Origin of the sequence: Streptomyces sp. 3MP-14, assembly GCF_006334905.2 — a bacterium.
GTDB lineage: Bacteria > Actinomycetota > Actinomycetes > Streptomycetales > Streptomycetaceae > Streptomyces > Streptomyces triticirhizae.
The window spans coordinates 48704-64798 of the sequence record NZ_VDLZ02000015.1; the positions used below are offsets into that span (position 1 = coordinate 48704).

Consider the following 16095-nt stretch of genomic DNA (forward strand, 5'->3'; position numbering starts at 1 on the left):
GGTGGCCGGTGCGGGGCAGCCCGACTGGTCGTTTGTTGGTCGACGAGGCTTGTTGTGGGGGGTTGGGGTTCTGGCGCGGCTACTACGCCGGGCCTAGATGGCGGACGATCGGCCGGGTGCGGGCGTAACGAATGCCGGCAAGGGGCTGGCTGGGAGGGGGGGCGCGGCTTCCGGGAGGTGGGGTTTGTTGCCGTGGGGGTGGTGGGTGATGGCGACCGTGCCCTCTGGGCGCGGGGACTGCGGCTTGTTCGGGGGCCGGTTGGTGGGTGGGGGCGTGCGTGGCGCGCACCGGCTTCGCCGGCCTGCTGCGGCGCGTGGCCCGTCTCGGAGTGTGGCGGATCGTCGGGCGTCTCGCGGGGGCGGTGCCGGTTGTTCGGGTGGGGCGGGCGGTGGGTGGTGGGGTTGGGTCAACGACCACGCTGCCGCGCGAACATCGCCTGTCGTCTCGGTAGTCCGCGCGCCGTCAACTCCCGAGGGCGGGCGCGGCGGGGGGTGGGGGTCCCCCTTTTTTTGGCGCACGTCTGGAAGTGAACAGATCGTTCAACGCCTGAGGGGTCGGGCCGCTTCCCATCTCCAGGAGGTCCGGCGGGGGAGGCCGTCGAGTTCGGCGCGGCCGGTGCACCAGAGCAGTACCTGGGTGTGGTCTCCGTGTGGGGCGGCGGGGAAGAGCCGGGCGAGTACGGCCGCGCTCAGCGGTGCTGGTGGCAGCCAGTCCACGGACAGGCCCCGCGTGATGTCGTAGGTGTGCAGCAGGGTTTCGGCGACGCCCATGGCGGCGAACCCTTCGGGGTCGCACGGGCCCCAGTGCCAGGCCCGCACGGTCGGGCTGGCTGTGACGAGGGCGCTGCTGAGCAGTCCGCCGCAGGCGGCAACGGCCCGGAGTACTTCGGCCGGCGAGGCGGTGGGGCGGATGTTGAGGTCGATGGGAAGGTAGCCGTCGGTGGCCTCCGCCGCCAACTGCCCCGCGTAGGCCAGCAGGTCGTGGCCGATGTGGGCTGCCGTTTGCCAGCAGGTCCATTCGAGCGTCCCCGCCGGCACCGACCAGTCCTCGGCGGAATGGGGCCCGAGCACCCGCAGCATCTCCGCCACGGCGGCTTCGACGTCCTGGTGGTCCATGCAGAACTCCTCGCGGTCCGCGCGTGCCGGACTCCGTTCCCTCACCGCCGCGTGTGAACGGAGCGAACCCCGGCGCCCGTTGGGGCGGCGGGGTTCGGGTGCCTCAGCCGATCGCTCTGCTGTGCACGCCGTTGAGGAAGGCGCGCCAGGTGGAGGCGTCAACGGTGAGGATGGGGCCGGTCTTCCGCTTGGAGTCGCGGATGCCGTGCGTGTGGGGTGCCAGGGCGGCGACTTCGACGCAGTCTTCGCTGCTGCCGTTGCTGTAGGAGGACTTGACCCAGATGCGGGGCTCGTTCGCAGGGTTCATCGGTCCTTCTCTTGCCTAGGCGCTGGGTGGTGATCGCCAAGCGTTCGTGAGACGTGGAGGTTGCTAGGGCGTTGAGGCTTCTTCGCGCGGGGGCCGTCGTGTCTCACGGTAACGCCCGGTTGACCGCTTGACCACGGGCCCTGTGCGGAGCAACGCGCGGGAGGTGGCGTTGGTGGTGAACGGCGGCTGCCGTCATGGGGCTTCTGGTGGGGTGGCCCAAGCGGGGGGCCTTCGGGGGAGGGGAGAGCGCGCGCGGTCCGATGGGAGCCCTGAACATCGGCGAGAGCATCCCCGCGTGGGCGGGGAGCAGTGGGGCGCAGGTATGGGGTGGCCGAGTCGGCCGGGACCATCCCCGCGCGTGCGGGGCGTATCCGTTGCTCTCACAGGCAGAAGGGAACCCCGGAGGCTCATCCCCGCGCGTGCGGGGAGCGAGCCCCCGGGGTGGTGGATCGCGAACTGTCAGCGGGGACCATCCCCGCGTGCGCGGGGAGTGCCCCCGGTGGTGGGGTGCGTATACCTGGGGCTGCGGACCATCCCCGCGCGCGGGGGGAGCAGCCCTTGTTGCTGGGGTGGGTGATTCAGTCGATCGCTTCGCTGTGCACGCCGTTGAGGAAGGCGCGCCAGGTGGAGGCGTCAACGGTCAGGACCGGCCCGCGCGTTCGCTTGGAATCGCGGATGCCGTGCACGCCGGCCGCCAGCGTGGCGACCTCGACGCAGTCGCCGCTGCTGCCGTTGCTGTAGGAGGACTTGACCCAAACGCCGTCGAGGGGCCTGGAGTGCAGTCGTTCCTTCTCGTGGTTCATCGGGTTTCTTTCTCGATATCTCGCAGGAGGTGAAGCGTCTCCGTCGGGTTCAGCGCGTGGTCCGCGAGGCTGTTGAACTTGCGTCGCGTACGTCGAACCTCAACCGGATCATCGTGCAGCATCTCACCCGTGAGCTTCTCCTGGGAGACCACGCTCCGGTTCTCGGTCCCGGCGAAGTCCACGATGGTGAACAGCGTGCTCACGATGCTCGGAACGCCCGCCGCGTAGGGGATCACCCGGAAGGTGATGTTCGGCCGATCCGACATTTCGATCAGACGCCGCAGCTGCGCGCGCATCACCTCGGGTCCGCCGACGATCGCCCGCAGCGCCGACTCCAGGCACAGGAGGTCCACGACGGTCGGGTTGTTCCTGGTGAGGATGGCCTGGCGACGCTCCCGCGACTCGACGAAGGACTCGCGCCGTTCGGCGCTTTCGTGGTGCATCTCGAAGGCGGCGACGGCCTCCGCGTACTCACGAGTCTGAAGCAGGCCGGGAACGTAGGTGCCCGAGTAGCAGATCAATCGCTCCGCCGCGTCCTCGATGTGGAAGTAGCGGAACGAGTCGCCCTTGAACAGGTCGCGGAATCGCTGTTCCTCCCACCAGGCGCGGCCGAACATCCGGCCCTGGTCGGTCATCGCCTTCAACCATGCGCGTTCGTCCGCGTCGCAGTTGTAGAGCTTGCCGAGAACCTTCAGCTGAGTGTCCGTCGGGAAAGCTGCCCCACGCTCCATCTTGCTGACGGTGAATCGTGTGACGCCGAGCTTCTTCGCCGCGTCCAACTGCCGCAGGTTGGCCCTGAGTCGGAGGCGTTTCAGCTCCTCGCCGACGGTGCGCATGGCGTAGATCGCGTTGGTGTTCAGGGTGATGGACATCGCAGTCCCTCTCTGCCGCCCCATGAGACTTCGGGCGAGCGTATCGCTCGGTCGCTTACGCGTGGCAAGCCGGATTACCCCTGGTGAGACAAGTTCGAATCCCCGTTAGAACAACGGGACTTGCGCAGTGTGGGTCACGTGACCCACACTGCCACATGTGCGCAGCGCTGCCAACCGGCTCCGCTGTGTGCAGGGGTTCGGCTGCCCATGTCCGCGTAACGCGGCTGGAGGTGTTCCATGAAGGTTCCGATGGCTTCGAGGCCGGTGTTCCCGGTGTTCAGCCGGGGGTTACTCGCCGATCCGCGCTGGGTGGAGACCTGGCGTCGGACGGCTGGTCAACTGCTGACGGAGTGGGGCGCGTCCACGGCGGCGGTCGAACTCGTGCGGTTGGGGGTGACCGAGTTGGTCACCAACGTCAGCCGTCACGTGGACGATCCGCGTTGCGGACTGCGCATCAGCCGGGCCGGCGACGACGTGCTGGTGGAGGTCTGGGACCGGTCCGCCCGACCGCCGGTGGTGGGGGAGACCCCGGACTGGACGGCGGAGTGCGGGCGCGGGCTGTGGCTGCTGCGAGAGATGGCCGACGACTTTGGCTACATGCCGAGGCCGTTCACCCTCCGCGTCGGCTGTCGGGGGACGGTCGTCCGGATGGGCAAGACCGTCTGGTTCTCCTGCAAGGCCGTCCGGCCGGAGAAGACCAACTGATGGCCTCGGACTGGGAGTTCGCGTTGCCCTTGCCGGGGCGGTGGGGGGCCAACTCCTGGGTGGTCGGGCCGTGTTGGTTCTTCTGTGGTCATCAGGTGACGGCGGTGGTGTGGATCGGGGCGGTCTCCACCGTGGGGGCGCACGCCCCGCTCTATGCCTGCGGGGGGTGTCTGGATCAACTGCACGCGATGGTCTGGGACTTCGCGGAGTCGGGGTGGAAGGCGCGTTACCGCAAAGCGCGGACGGTGTTCGGGCGGCGGCTGCGGCGGTTGGCCGACGCGTATCAACCAACGGAGACGAAGGGGAGCGGCGGGGGATGAACGAGATCGTTCGTAGCGCCGACTGGGTGTTGTGCCGGGAGCGGGGCCCGGGGGTGCCGGAGGGCATCTACGGGGCGGAGTGCATGAGCTGCGAGGCGCGTTCGCCGCTCTTTGATGACGATGAGCTGCCGGTGGCGGTGTGGTCGATCCAACACACGGCCGAGTTCCCGGAGCACACGTTGTTTCTGGCGCGGACCGAGCGGCACTGGCGGGTTGTGCCCCGCCCGCACGAGGACACCCAGGGACCGCAACCGCCGGACGCGGGCGGGGTGTTGGGGCCGGCGTTCGTCGGGCTGATGTGCCTGCTGACCACCCTGGCCGGCTTCCTCCCGGCACTCACCAACTGACCAACTGGCCAAGCAAGTTCAGCAAGTCAACTCATCTACACGAGACAAGGGTTTCTCATGCGTACGACGATTGTCCGCTCCACCGTTCCGTTCACCTTTCACGTGTTGGCGACCACGCAGTCCAACCACGTGTTGATGGTGCGGGGGAAGCGGGAGGGGATGGACGACGGGTGGGTGCTGCCGCACGGCACGGTGCCGCAGGGGCGCTGCGTGATCCTGGCCGCGCGGGAGGTACTGATGAAGCAGACGGGGTGCGACCGTTCCCTCGCCGAGGTCCTGGCCATGACGCCGACGACGGACGAGGAGGGGGAGTTGAACGGGTTCTCCTATGTGCTGGACGGCGGGGTGCTGCCGGAGGTCCCCGACAACGACCCGGTGGAGGGCGCGAGTTGGGTGCCCATGCGGGAGTTGCACGAGCCGCCGGCGTTGTACCAGTACGCGATCATCGCCGCCGGACAGCGCCGCCGACTGCCGTTGCTGGTCAACGCCGACCGGCCCGAGGCCGCCTTCAGCTGATCAACGCGCGGTCGGTTCGGCCGACGCGGCGGCGGCCCGCCACTCGGGGGCGAGGATCGACCAGACCTCCATGTCGTGGCGGACGCCGTCCCTCAGGAAGCTCTCCCGGAGCACGCCGTCACGCTTCATCCCGAGGCGGCGTGCCACCGCGATGCTCGCGGTGTTGGCGGAGGCGGCGTGCCACTCGACGCGATGGATGCCGCGTTCCTCGATCGCCCAGTCGATGATCACGCGGCAGGCGCGGGTGATCAGGCCCCGGCCGACGGCCGAGGGCTCCAGCCAGCAGCCGACCTCGGTCGTGCCCTGGGCCACGTCCATCACGAGGAACAGCACCCCGCCGACCAGCGTGTACGTCCCGGACTCGTCCCGGGTCCAGATGCCGTAGAACCGGCCGGTGTCGTTGGCGGCCTTCTCGGCGTAGCGCTGGAGGAACGCGCGGGCCGAGTCGAGGTCGGTGGCGGCGGCGGACAGGCCGGTGAAGCGGCCGATGAACTCCCGGCCCCGGTCGATGTGGGCCAGATACTCCTCCGCGTGCCTAGGCTCCAACGGCCTCAGCACCGCACCATCATCGCCCAGTGAACGTTCGAACACCGTCGGTCTCCCTCTGTCGCGCTCCCCGGCGGCGCGTGCGTTCCGCGCCGCCGGGGCGATCTTCGCACGCGCGTGCGGAGTGCCGGCGGCGGGGCGGTGGAGCGGCCTTGCCGGAGCGCGCGCCGGCCCGGGCGTCAGCGCTGCACACCGGCGCCCGCATCCGCATCCGCGCCCGTACGCGGGCCTACGCCCGCGCAGCACACCCGCGCGTACCCCCGCGCCGGGCAGGCGCCCGCGCGCACGCCGGCGCCCGCGCCGGCTCCACCCGCCGCGCCGGCGCCCCGCGCCGGGCGCGCAGCGCCCTGGCGACTCCGCCACAAACCCCTTTGTTGACGGACCCGGCGAGCAGATGACATCGTTCCCATCTGGGATCGTTCCCACAGGCCCCAGAAGGGACTTCCGTGCACGTCAACCCGGCCGCGTCGGCCGCCCCCACGCCTCTCCCGCCGGACGTCCTCCGCTTCGAGGACACCTGCAACGTCTACCTGCTCCGGCACGACCGCCGCGCGGTCCTGATCGACTTCGGGGACGGTGCGGTGCTGGACCACCTCGCCGACTTCGACGTGGACGAGGTCACCGACGTGCTGGTCACCCACCACCACCGCGACCAGGTGCAGGGCCTGGCCCGGGCGGTGGCCGCCGGGATCAGGGTGTGGGTGCCGCCGGTGGAGCGGGAGTTGATCGCCGAGGTCGACGAGCACTGGCGGACGCGCCGGTTCGACAACGACTACGACGTCCGGCAGGACCGCTTCTCGCTGCTGGAGCAGGTCCCGGTGACCGGCACCGTCGACGAGTACCGCACCCGCCGCTACGGCCACGCCGAGATCCACACCCTGCCGCTGCCCGGCCACACCCCGGGCTCCGTCGGCTATCTGGTGACGGTCGGCGGGCGACGGCTGGCGTTCGTCGGCGACCTGATCCACGGCGAGGGGCGGGTCTGGTCGCTGGCCGCGACCCAGTGGGCCTACACCGGCAGCCACGAGAACCACGGCAAGGAGGGCGTGGCCGCCACCATCCTCTCCACCATGAAACTGCTGGACACCGGCGCCGAACTGCTGCTGCCCTCGCACGGCGCCCCGGTCACCGACCCGCCCGCAGCCGTGGCACGGCTGCGGGCGAAGCTGACCGAGCTGCTCCAGATGAACCGGCGCACCCCGTTCGACCCGGAGCGGATGCTCTACCGGCCGTGGACCGAGATCACCCCGCACCTGCTGCGCAACACCACCAGCATGGCCAACTCCTATGCCCTGCTGTCCGATTCGGGCACCGCGTTGCTGCTGGACTTCGGCTACGACCTGACCACGGGGCTGCCGGGCGGCCAGGACCGTTCGGCGCGGCGCCCGCTGCTGGAGTCCATCGCCGCGCTGCGCCGCGACCACGGGATCGACCGCGTCGAGGTCGCGTTGCCCACCCACTACCACGACGACCATGTGGCCGGGTTCAACCTGCTGCGCGAGGTGCACGGCACCGAGGTCTGGTCGCCGTCGCACATCGCGCCGGTGCTGGCCGCGCCGCGCCGATTCGACCTGCCGTGCCTGTGGTACGACCCGATCCCGGTGGACCGCGAGCTGCCGGTGAACGGGAGCGTCCGCTGGCGCGAGTACGAGATCGGCGTCCACGACCTGCCGGGGCACACCCTCTACGCCGCCGCCTACGCGTTCACCGTGGACGGGCGGCGGGTGATCGCCACCGGCGACCAGCAGACCACCGAGTGGGAGCCGGGGCTGCGCCCGGAGATCCTCAACTACCAGTACCGCAACCGTTTCCAGATCGACGACTACACGCGCAGCGCCGAGCTGTACCGGGCGCTGCGGCCGGAGTTGATGATCAGCGGGCACTGGTTCCCGTTCGAGGTCAGCGACGCCTATCTGGACATGCTGCTGGAGAAGGGGCAGCAACTGGCCCGGCTGCACCGGGAGTTGCTGCCGGCCGAACTGGACCTGGGCGCCGAGGGGTTCGCCGCCAGGATCGGCCCCTACCGCCAGGTCGCCCGCCCGGGCGAGACCGTGCGCTACACGGTCGAGATCCGCAACCCGTTCCCGCACGAGGAGGCCGCCGAGGTGCGCCTGATCCTGCCCGCCGGCTGGCACGCCGAGCCACCCGCCGTCCGTTCCACCGTGCCGCCGGGGCGGGAGGCGAGCGTCGAGTTCGTCGTGCGGGTGCCGGCCGGCGCGCCGCGCGCCGAGCGGCTGCGGCTGGCGGCCGACCTGACCGTGGGCGCGCTGCGCCTGGGGCAGCAGGCCGAGGCCCTGGTGAGCGTCCGATGAGCGCGGAGGGAACGTGCGCCGGCGCGCGGGCGGGCGCGGGCGTGCGCCGGCTGGCGGACGGGCGGATCGAGGTCGTGCGGGCGGCGTACACGCTGACCGTGGCCGCCGACGGGCGGAACGCCGCGCTGGCCGGGCCCCAACGCGGCGCGCACCCGGTCGTGTTGGAGCTGGCCGGCGCGCTGGACCGGACCGATGTCCGGGACGAGACGCTGGCGTTGGAGATCGCCGAGCCGGAGTGGGCGGGCGAGGACCCGGTGGTGGTCGTGCGGCGCCGTTCCACCGCCTGGCGGCGGGCCACGACCCGGATCGTCTGCGCGCCCGAGGGGCCCGAGCTGACCTGGGAGGTCGAGGGCGAGGGCCGGCTGGACGAGGTCGCGTTGGCCGCCACCAGGGCCGCGTTGGGCGGCAGGGTCGGCGGGCTGCTGCCCAGCGGCCACGCCTGGGGCACCCTGTTCACGCCCAACCCGGGCGCGCCCGCCCGGCTGCTGCGCGCCCCCGGCGAGAGCGCCGTGCTCGGCGTCACGGGCGGCTCGGGCGCGGGGCGCGGGCACTGGTTCTTCACGCCCTCGCCGCTCTGCCTGGCGTTCACCGAGGACCGGCTGCCGGACGACGCGGCGCCCGAAACCCCGGTCGAGCGGGCGTGGTGGGGCATCGGGCTCGGCGCGCCGGTGCGCGAGCTGACCTTCCCTCAGCTGCGCTACGTGCCGGCCGACGGCGGCTGGCATCTGGTCCTCGCCTACGAGGGGCACACCGAGGTCGCCGGCGTCTTCCGCACCCCGACCCTCCAGCTCAGCCCCGGCCACCCCGACCCCTACGCCGCGCTCGCCGCGCACCGCGCCTGGCTGGCGGCGCGCGGCTTCGCGCCGGCGCGCACGCCGGAACGGGAGCGTGAACGGGGGGCGCCCGCCTGGTGGTTCGAGCCGATGTTCTGCGGCTGGGGCGCCCAGGGCCACCGGGCCAACGAGACCGGCCGGCCCGCGCCCGAGCTGTCCAGCCGCGCGGAGTACGACCGCCACCTGGCCGCCCTCGCCGAGCAGGGCCTCGACCCGGGCACCGTGGTCATCGACGACAAGTGGCAGCGGCAGTACGCCCGTTGGGAGCCCGACGAGGAGCGCTGGCCCGACCTGAGGGGTTGGATCGCGGAACGCCACGCCGCCGGCCAGCGCGTGCTGCTGTGGTGGCGGGCCTGGGCCAACGAGGGCGCGCCCGACGCGTTCTGTGTGCGGACCCCGGACGGCCGGCCCGTGGTGCTGGACCCGAGCCACCCGGGCGCGGCGGCGCTGCTGCGGGAGAACATCCACCGGATGCTGTCGCCCGACGGGCTCGACGCCGACGGCCTGAAGATCGACTTCACCGCCGACACCCCGACCGGCCACGGCCTGACCGCCCACGGCCCGGGCTGGGGCATCGCCCTGCTGTACGATCAACTCGCCCTGATCCACGGGGCGGCGAAGGAGGCCAGGAAGGACGCGCTGGTGGTGACCCACACCCCGCATCCGGCGTTCGCCGAGGTGACCGACATGATCCGGCTGAACGACATGCTGCGGCTGGACGACCCGGAGCCCGAGGCGCGGATCGTTCCGCAGATGCGCTACCGGGCCGCCGTGGTCCGCGCGGCCTGCCCCGACACCCCCGTCGACACCGACGACTGGTGCGCCCCCGACCTCGCGCAGTGGCGTGAATACACCGCGATCAAGGACGAGTTGGGCGTGCCAGCGCTCTATCTGAGCACCCATGTGGACCGCACCGGCGAGCCGTTGACCGACGCCGACTACGCGGCGCTGCGCGCCCAGTGGGCCCGCTGGCGGGCCCGCACCCGGCGCGCCGAGCGCGCCCGGCAGCCGGCGCAGGGGGCGGCGCGTTCGGGCGAGGGGGCGAGGCCATGAGTTCGCCGGGGAACGGGCGCCGCCGGCGGACCCGGGTCACGCTGCGGCAGGTCGCCGAGGAGGTCGGCACCTCCCAGTCCACCGCCTCCCGCGCGCTGGCCGGCCACGGCTATGTCGCGGAGGACCTGAAGGCGCGGGTGCTGGAGGCCGCCGCCCGGCTCGGCTATGTCCCCGACATCTCGGCCCGCACCCTCAAGGGGCAGGCCAGCGGCCTGATCGGGCTGCTCGTCTCCGACCTGCGCAACCAGTTCTACGCCCAACTCGCCGCCGGCGTCGAGCAGACGGTGGCGGCGGCCGGGCACCAGGTGGTGCTGGTCGACGACCACGGCGAGTCGGAGCACGCGGCGCGCGCCGCCCGCGCGTTCCTGGCGATGCGCGCCGACGGCGTGCTGCTGGCGCCCACCGGGCGCGAGGCGACCGAGCTGCTGGTGGAGCACGGCACGCCGGTGGTGGAGGTGGACCGCCGTTCGGGGGTGCGGAGTTGTGACGCGGTGACCATCGACAGCGAGGCCGGCGCCCGGGCCGCCGTGGAGCACCTGCTCCAGCTCGGGCACCGCAGGATCGCCGTGGTGGTCGACGAGACGATGTGGGACACCGGCAAGAATCGGCTCAAGGGCTACCGCGCCGCGCACCGCGAGGCCGGCGTCCCGCTGGCCCGCCGGCTGGTGCTCGACCTGGGCCTGCGCCCGGACGACCCGCAGCGGGACGTGGCGGCCTTCCTGGACGCCAACCCGGACGTCACGGCCGTCTTCGCCGCCAACAACGTGATGGCCGAGGCGGTGTGGCAGGAGTTCAAGCGGCGCGGCGCCGAGGTGCCCGGCCGCTACTCGATGGTCTCCTTCGACGACCTGACCTGGATGCGGGTCGTCGAGCCCGGCTTGACGGCGGTGCGGCAGCCCGTCTACGAGATGGGCAGCAGGGCCGCCGAACTGCTGCTGGAACGGATCGCGGGCGGCACCGAGCGGACCGCCACCCGCACCCTCGACCCGACCCTGGTGCTGAGGGGCTCGACGGCCCGCCCCTGACCCGATAACGCCCGTCGTTCATACGGGAGTTCGCCAAGCCGACACCACGGTGCCGGGCGCGGCTCCCGCCGTTGGCGCGCCCGGAAGTGGACGGCGCGGGCCGTCCGACGAATCCGCAGGTCAGCGGCGTATCGCGGCCGAAAACGCGGCCCGGCGAGCTTATTTCCACCCGGCTATTGACGCCCACTGCCGCATATGACTACGTTCTCACATGGGAACGATGCCATACGCGGAACAGCGCGTGGAACGGGCCGGGAAAGCCCGTCTGAGCTGCGACTTCGCGCATCCGCCGAGCCACGCCCGCGCGCCCCACAGGACTTCCTTCTTCCCGCACACCCCCGTCCACACCCCGTCCCGCACCGTCCATCCGCCACCGGCTCAAGGGAGAGTGACCATGGCGGCACCACCACGAAGGCGCTTCCGACGAAGCGCCAGCCTCGCCGCCGCGAGCACCGGCCTGCTGACCCTCGCCGCCTGCGGCGGGATCAGCTTCGCCGACGACTCCGACACGTTCGTCACCATGGGCTTCGGCGCCGGCGACGCGCTCGGCACCGTCCGCCTGGAGCGCGCCACGGAGGCCGTAGCGCCGCTCGATGTCCAGGTCAACGAGGGCCAGTTCGACGAGCAGCAGTTCCTCTCGGCCGTCGCCGCCGACGACCCGCCGTCCGTGGTCCGCATGGACCGCGCGCTGATCGGCGGCTACGCGGCGCGCGGCGCCCTGATGCCGCTGACCGAGTGCGTCGACCAGCAGGGCATCGACCTCGACGAGTACCGCCCAGGCGCCATCGACGAGGCCACCCTGGACGGCACCCTCTACGGGCTGCCCGACTCGTACGACAACCGCGTGCTCCTGGTCAACCGCGCGGTGGTCCGCGAGGCCACCGGCTCCGACACCGTGGACACCTCCGACTGGGCCGGTCTGACGGACTTCGCCGAGAGCCTCCAGACCCTGGACGGCGCGCGGCTGACCAGGATCGGCTTCGACCCCAAGATCCCCGAGTTCTTCCCGCTCTGGGTGGAGGCCAACGGCGGCCAGCTCATCAGCGACGACGGCCGCACCGCCCGGCTCGACAGCCCCGAGGTCGTCGAGGCCCTGGAGTACGCGGTCTCGCTCATCGACGCCCAGGGCGGCTGGGGCCGCTTCAAGGCGCTGCGCGACTCCTTCGACCAGTTCGGCGCGAACAACCAGATCGCCAGGGACCAGGTCGGCGCCTACCCCATGGAGGACTGGTACGTGAACGTCCTCGCCGGCACCTCGCCGGACGTGGACCTGGGCACCCAGCCGTTCCTCAACCGCGAGGGCGAGCCCATCAACTACGTCTCCGGGCTGAGTTGGGCCATCCCCAAGGGCAGCCCGCACGTCGACGAGGCGTGCGAGTTCATCGCCACCATGACCTCGGCCGAGAGCTGGGTGGAGGCGGCCCGCGCCAAGGCCGAGGAGGTCCGCGCGAGCGGCGCCCCCTACACCGGCGACTACACCGGCAACCGGGAGGCCGACCGGATCATCGAGAACGAGATCTGGGAGCCCACCGGCAACGCCGCCTTCGACGAGGCGACCCGCCAGCTGTACGCGGTGCAGGAGGACTCGTTCTCCGTGCCGGCCAACGCCGCCGGCACCGAGTTCCGCAAGGCGTGGCAGTCCGCCGTCAACCGGGTGCTCTCCGGGGACCAGGAGCCCGAGGAGGCGCTGCGCCAGGCGCAGGACCTCGCCCAGACCGCCCTGGACATCGCCAACCAGGGAGAGGAGTGAGCCGGGCCATGAGTGACCTCGCGACCCTCGCCGGCACCGACCGGCGGGCCAGAACCCGCCGCTGGATGGCGTCCTGGCGCAACCGGGACACCCGCGCCGCCTACCTGTTCATCCTCCCCTGGCTGGTCGGCTTCGCGCTGCTGACCGCCGGCCCGATGATCGCCAGCTTCGTGCTGTCGTTCACCAACTACGACGGCATCGGCCCGACGCGGAACGTCGGCTTCGACAACTACCGCCAGCTCTTCGACGACCCGTCCGTCGCCACCTCCATGATGAACACGCTCGTGTTCACCGCCCTGCGGGTGCCGCTGTCGATGGCGCTCGCCCTCGCGCTGGCCATGCTGCTGCTCCGCGTCACCCGGGGCTCCGGCTTCTTCCGCACCGTCTTCTACCTGCCGGTGATGACGCCCTCGGTCGCCGTCGGCATCCTCTTCCTGCTGCTGTTCAACGGCAACGTCGGCGTGATCAACCGGGCGTTGGAGTTCGTCGGCATCACCGGACCCAGCTGGACCACGGACGGCAGCTGGGTCAAGCCGGGCCTGGTGCTCACCACGCTGTGGGCGCTCGGCGGCACCGTGGTGATCTACCTCGCCGCGCTGAAGAACGTCCCGCAGGAGCTGTACGAGGCGGCCGAACTCGACGGCGCCGGCCGCTGGTCGTCGTTCGTCAACGTGACGCTGCCGCAGATATCCGGCGCGCTGTTCTTCACGCTGATCGTCAACACCATCGCCTCGCTCCAGACGTTCACCGAGGCGTACACCGCCTTCTACGGCACCGCCAACACCCAGACCTACAGCAGCGACGCGGCGCTGTTCTATGTCGTCTACCTCTTCCAACAGGCGTTCCAGTTCATGCACATGGGCTACGCCTCCGCGCTCTCCTGGCTGCTGTTCCTGGTGATCCTCGTCATCACCCTCGTCCAGGCCAGGCTCAGCAAGCGTTTCGTCTACTACGAGGGGGACGCCCGATGAGCAGCAGAGTCGCCGAACGCGACGCCGTGGCCGCCAGCCGCCGCACCTCGGGGCCGATCGCGCGCACGCTGCGCCTGCTGGCCCTGCTCGGCGCCACCGTCGTCTTCGTCTACCCGTTCTTCTGGCTGATCAGCGCCTCGCTCAAGCCGTCCGAGTCGGTCTTCGACAACTCGCTGCTGCCCTCGGACTGGCAGTTCGAGAACTACCGCGAGATCTGGACGGCGGTCCCGCTGGGCACCTGGGTGCTCAACAGCGTCACCGTCACCCTGGCCGCCGCCGTCGCCGTGACGGTCTCCAGCGCGCTGGTCGCCTTCGGCTTCGCCTACTTCCGCTTCCCCGGGCGCAACCTGCTCTTCGGCCTGGTCATCGCGACGATGATGCTGCCGGCCGTGGTGCTGATGGTGCCGCAGTACCTGGTGTGGAACTCGCTCCACCTGGCCAGCAGCCAGGTCCCGCTGTGGGCGCCGAACCTCTTCGGCTCCGCGTTCTACATCTTCCTGCTGCGCCAGTTCTTCCTCGGGCTGCCGCGCGAACTCTTCGACGCGGCGCGGATCGACGGCGCCAACTACTGGACGATGTTCTACCGGATCGCGGTGCCGCTGTGCCGGCCCGCGCTGGTGGTCACGTTCGTCTTCGAGGTGCAGGCCGCCTGGACCGACCTCATCCGGCCGCTGATCTATCTGCGGGACCCGGAACTCTTCACCGTGCCGCGCGGACTGAAGGCCGTACTCGACCAGTTCGGCGAGGGCGGCGAGCTGCGGTGGGAGATCGTCTGCGCCGCGAGCGTGGTCGTCACCGTGCCGATGATCGTCGTCTTCCTCATCTGCCAGCGGCAGTTCACCTCGGGCATCGCGACAACAGGACGGAAGGGTTGATGACGCACCACCACGAGGCCGTCGGGCCGGTCCTCGCGCTCGACATCGGAGGCACCAAGCTGGCGGCCGGCGTCGTCGGCCCGGACGGCGGGACGCTCGCGTTCGCCCAGTGCCCCACCGGTGTCCAGGACGGGCCCGACGCCGTGCTCAAGCGGCTGTTCGACCTCGGCCACGCCGTGCTCGGCACGGCCGGGGTCGACGCGGGGCGGCTGCTGGGCACGGGCATCGGCTGTGGCGGCCCGCTGGACGCCACCGCCGGTGTGCTGCTGGCACCACCCCACCTGCCGGGCTGGACGAACGTGCCGGTGGTCCAACGGGCCGCCGACGCCTTCGGGTTGCCCGCCGTGCTGGACAACGACGGCACGGCCGGCGCCGCCGGCGAGTGGCGCTTCGGCGTGGGCCGGGGCAGCCGCAACCTGATCTACCTCACGGTCTCCACCGGCATCGGCGGCGGCCTCGTCATCGACGGCCGCACCTACCGGGGCGCCGCCGGCAACGGCGGCGAGCCGGGCCATGTCACGGTCCGCGCCGCCGACGCGCGGCGCTGCCACAGCTGCGGGCGGATCGGCTGCCTGGAGGCGTACGCCTCCGGCACGTCGATCGCGGAACGGGCCGTCGCCGCCGTCGCCGAGGCGACGGCGGCGGGGCGGGTGACCGCCCTGGCCGGGCGGGAGCCGCTGACGGCGGCCGACGTCTCGGCCGAGGCGCGGGCCGGTGACCCGGTGGCGGCCGAGGTCTGGGACGAGACCGTCGAGATCCTGGCCGGCGGGCTGACGTCGCTGGTCAACGCGTTCGAGCCGGAGCTGGTCGTGCTCGGCGGCGGCGTCACCCGGGCGGGTGAGCTGCTGATGGCGCCGCTGCGGGAGCGGGTCGCCGCGCAGGCGATGGGGCCGGCCGCTTCGGCGGTCCGCCTGATCACCGCCTCCGGCGGCGACCAGGCGGGGGTGCTGGGCGCGGCGGCCATCGCGTTCGAGCGACTGGGGCTGGCCGCCGGCGCGCCTGCGGCGCGCTCGGGGAGGCCGGCCGCGGCCGGCCGGCCGGGGGCGCCTGCCGGCGGCGAGGCCGAGTCTGCCGGTGGGGCGGGAGCCCCTGCGGGGGGCGGTGCGCCTGCCGGCCGTGGCGGGTTCGCCGGTGGCGCCGGCTCGGTCGTCGAGGCCGGGCCCGGGGCCGAGTCCGCTGGCCATGGTGAGTTTCCCGCCGAGGGCGGGCCTGGCGCGGCCGGGTCTGCGGTTTGTCCGGAGGGTTCGGTCGTGGCCGGCCGGCCGGTGCCGTCTGCCGGGGGCGGGGCTGAGGGCCCTGCCCGGGGTGGGGCGCGTGCCAGTGGGGCGGCCCCTGCCGGCGGCGGGGCCGAGTCGCTCGGCGGTTACCAGTTCGCCGCTGACGCCGTGACGGTTCCCGAGGCCGGGTCCGGCGGGGCCGAGTCTGCGGCTCGCTCGGAGGGTTTGGCCGTCGCCGGCCGGCCGGGGGCGTCTGCTGGCGAGGAGCCTGCCGGCGGCGGGGCCGAGCCTGTGGCGCGCGTCGGGAAGCCGGCCCCTGCCGGGGGTGACATCCCTGCGGGCGGCGGAGTTGGGGCCGCCGCTCGCTCCGGGAAGCCGGCCGTGGCCGGCCCATCGCACGGCCCCGCCGGAGGCGCCCCCGGCGGGGGCGACATCCCTGCCGGCCGGCCGCAGGCCCCCGCCGCCGGCGGCCACCCCGCCGGGCCGGGCCCGGCCGGCAGGGCCGGCCCGCCCTAAGCCGGGCCGGC

16 protein-coding genes are annotated in these 16095 nt (G+C 72.3%); 11 read left to right on the forward strand and 5 right to left on the reverse strand.

Translation table 11 applies throughout. The features are described from left to right. Positions 1–540: 540 nt before the first annotated feature. The 4 genes from FH609_RS23320 to FH609_RS23335 form a co-directional block, all read right to left on the reverse strand. Positions 541–1116 carry a maleylpyruvate isomerase N-terminal domain-containing protein gene (locus FH609_RS23320; protein WP_139667421.1) on the reverse strand — a complete coding sequence of 192 codons (576 nt, stop codon included), beginning with the start codon at positions 1114–1116 and terminating at the stop codon, positions 541–543. Between the two features lie 103 nt (positions 1117–1219). Further along, complete coding sequence (locus FH609_RS23325) at positions 1220–1423, reverse strand: DUF397 domain-containing protein (RefSeq protein ID WP_139667422.1); 204 nt, start codon at positions 1421–1423, stop codon at positions 1220–1222. A 578-nt stretch (positions 1424–2001) separates the two neighbouring features. Further along, positions 2002–2226, reverse strand: coding sequence for a DUF397 domain-containing protein (locus FH609_RS23330; RefSeq protein ID WP_139667423.1), 225 nt, complete (start codon positions 2224–2226; stop codon positions 2002–2004). After that, complete coding sequence (locus FH609_RS23335; protein WP_139667424.1) at positions 2223–3098, reverse strand: helix-turn-helix domain-containing protein; 876 nt, start codon at positions 3096–3098, stop codon at positions 2223–2225. Before FH609_RS23335 ends, FH609_RS23330 begins: the two co-directional genes overlap by 4 nt. A 249-nt stretch (positions 3099–3347) precedes the next feature. Between FH609_RS23335 and FH609_RS23340 the strand changes: the two genes are divergently transcribed. From FH609_RS23340 to FH609_RS23355, 4 genes are read left to right on the forward strand one after another with little or no spacing between them, the layout of a single operon-like run. Continuing rightward, positions 3348–3803 carry an ATP-binding protein gene (locus FH609_RS23340; protein WP_139667425.1) on the forward strand — a complete coding sequence of 152 codons (456 nt, stop codon included), beginning with the start codon at positions 3348–3350 and terminating at the stop codon, positions 3801–3803. Further along, positions 3803–4123, forward strand: a complete 321-nt coding sequence (locus tag FH609_RS23345; RefSeq protein WP_139667426.1) for a hypothetical protein — start codon at positions 3803–3805, stop codon at positions 4121–4123. Before FH609_RS23340 ends, FH609_RS23345 begins: the two co-directional genes overlap by 1 nt. Further along, positions 4120–4470 carry a hypothetical protein gene (locus FH609_RS23350; protein WP_139667427.1) on the forward strand — a complete coding sequence of 117 codons (351 nt, stop codon included), beginning with the start codon at positions 4120–4122 and terminating at the stop codon, positions 4468–4470. Before FH609_RS23345 ends, FH609_RS23350 begins: the two co-directional genes overlap by 4 nt. A gap of 57 nt (positions 4471–4527) precedes the next feature. Next, positions 4528–4986, forward strand: a complete 459-nt coding sequence (locus FH609_RS23355; protein WP_139667428.1) for an NUDIX hydrolase — start codon at positions 4528–4530, stop codon at positions 4984–4986. Here the strand turns inward: FH609_RS23355 and FH609_RS23360 are convergent, their stop codons facing one another. Beyond that, positions 4987–5577 carry a GNAT family N-acetyltransferase gene (locus FH609_RS23360; protein WP_139667429.1) on the reverse strand — a complete coding sequence of 197 codons (591 nt, stop codon included), beginning with the start codon at positions 5575–5577 and terminating at the stop codon, positions 4987–4989. Positions 5578–5978: 401 nt separating this feature from the next. Between FH609_RS23360 and FH609_RS23370 the strand changes: the two genes are divergently transcribed. The 7 genes from FH609_RS23370 to FH609_RS32185 all read left to right on the forward strand — a co-directional run bounded on the left by FH609_RS23370 (position 5979) and on the right by FH609_RS32185 (position 16084). Continuing rightward, complete coding sequence (locus FH609_RS23370) at positions 5979–7844, forward strand: MBL fold metallo-hydrolase (protein WP_226961898.1); 1866 nt, start codon at positions 5979–5981, stop codon at positions 7842–7844. Next, positions 7841–9730 (forward strand): hypothetical protein, encoded by a 1890-nt coding sequence (locus FH609_RS23375; RefSeq protein ID WP_139667432.1) that lies wholly within the window; start codon positions 7841–7843, stop codon positions 9728–9730. The genes FH609_RS23370 and FH609_RS23375 overlap by 4 nt, the downstream gene beginning before the upstream one ends. Continuing rightward, entirely contained in the window at positions 9727–10755 is a 1029-nt protein-coding gene (locus FH609_RS23380; RefSeq protein WP_139667433.1) for a LacI family DNA-binding transcriptional regulator, read from the forward strand. The genes FH609_RS23375 and FH609_RS23380 overlap by 4 nt, the downstream gene beginning before the upstream one ends. A 394-nt stretch (positions 10756–11149) precedes the next feature. Next, positions 11150–12505, forward strand: a complete 1356-nt coding sequence (locus FH609_RS23385) for an extracellular solute-binding protein (RefSeq protein ID WP_139667434.1) — start codon at positions 11150–11152, stop codon at positions 12503–12505. Positions 12506–12513: 8 nt separating this feature from the next. Next, a complete protein-coding gene (locus FH609_RS23390; RefSeq protein WP_226961899.1) occupies positions 12514–13476 on the forward strand; it encodes a carbohydrate ABC transporter permease in 963 nt (320 codons plus the stop codon). Further along, positions 13473–14351 carry a carbohydrate ABC transporter permease gene (locus FH609_RS23395; RefSeq protein ID WP_139667435.1) on the forward strand — a complete coding sequence of 293 codons (879 nt, stop codon included), beginning with the start codon at positions 13473–13475 and terminating at the stop codon, positions 14349–14351. Before FH609_RS23390 ends, FH609_RS23395 begins: the two co-directional genes overlap by 4 nt. After that, a complete protein-coding gene (locus tag FH609_RS32185; protein ID WP_264372760.1) occupies positions 14351–16084 on the forward strand; it encodes an ROK family protein in 1734 nt (577 codons plus the stop codon). Before FH609_RS23395 ends, FH609_RS32185 begins: the two co-directional genes overlap by 1 nt. The last annotated feature ends 11 nt before the right edge of the window (positions 16085–16095 follow it).

What these genes read in the sequence shown, in the direction of transcription:
- FH609_RS23320 (WP_139667421.1), bottom strand. Translation starts at nt 1,116, where the DNA reads ATGGACCACCAGGACGTCGAAGCCGCCGTGGCGGAGATGCTGCGGGTG.
- FH609_RS23325 (WP_139667422.1), bottom strand. Translation starts at nt 1,423, where the DNA reads ATGAACCCTGCGAACGAGCCCCGCATCTGGGTCAAGTCCTCCTACAGC.
- FH609_RS23330 (WP_139667423.1), bottom strand. Translation starts at nt 2,226, where the DNA reads ATGAACCACGAGAAGGAACGACTGCACTCCAGGCCCCTCGACGGCGTT.
- FH609_RS23335 (WP_139667424.1), bottom strand. Translation starts at nt 3,098, where the DNA reads ATGTCCATCACCCTGAACACCAACGCGATCTACGCCATGCGCACCGTC.
- FH609_RS23340 (WP_139667425.1), top strand. Translation starts at nt 3,348, where the DNA reads ATGGCTTCGAGGCCGGTGTTCCCGGTGTTCAGCCGGGGGTTACTCGCC.
- FH609_RS23345 (WP_139667426.1), top strand. Translation starts at nt 3,803, where the DNA reads ATGGCCTCGGACTGGGAGTTCGCGTTGCCCTTGCCGGGGCGGTGGGGG.
- FH609_RS23350 (WP_139667427.1), top strand. Translation starts at nt 4,120, where the DNA reads ATGAACGAGATCGTTCGTAGCGCCGACTGGGTGTTGTGCCGGGAGCGG.
- FH609_RS23355 (WP_139667428.1), top strand. Translation starts at nt 4,528, where the DNA reads ATGCGTACGACGATTGTCCGCTCCACCGTTCCGTTCACCTTTCACGTG.
- FH609_RS23375 (WP_139667432.1), top strand. Translation starts at nt 7,841, where the DNA reads ATGAGCGCGGAGGGAACGTGCGCCGGCGCGCGGGCGGGCGCGGGCGTG.
- FH609_RS23380 (WP_139667433.1), top strand. Translation starts at nt 9,727, where the DNA reads ATGAGTTCGCCGGGGAACGGGCGCCGCCGGCGGACCCGGGTCACGCTG.
- FH609_RS23385 (WP_139667434.1), top strand. Translation starts at nt 11,150, where the DNA reads ATGGCGGCACCACCACGAAGGCGCTTCCGACGAAGCGCCAGCCTCGCC.
- FH609_RS23390 (WP_226961899.1), top strand. Translation starts at nt 12,514, where the DNA reads ATGAGTGACCTCGCGACCCTCGCCGGCACCGACCGGCGGGCCAGAACC.
- FH609_RS23395 (WP_139667435.1), top strand. Translation starts at nt 13,473, where the DNA reads ATGAGCAGCAGAGTCGCCGAACGCGACGCCGTGGCCGCCAGCCGCCGC.
- FH609_RS32185 (WP_264372760.1), top strand. Translation starts at nt 14,351, where the DNA reads ATGACGCACCACCACGAGGCCGTCGGGCCGGTCCTCGCGCTCGACATC.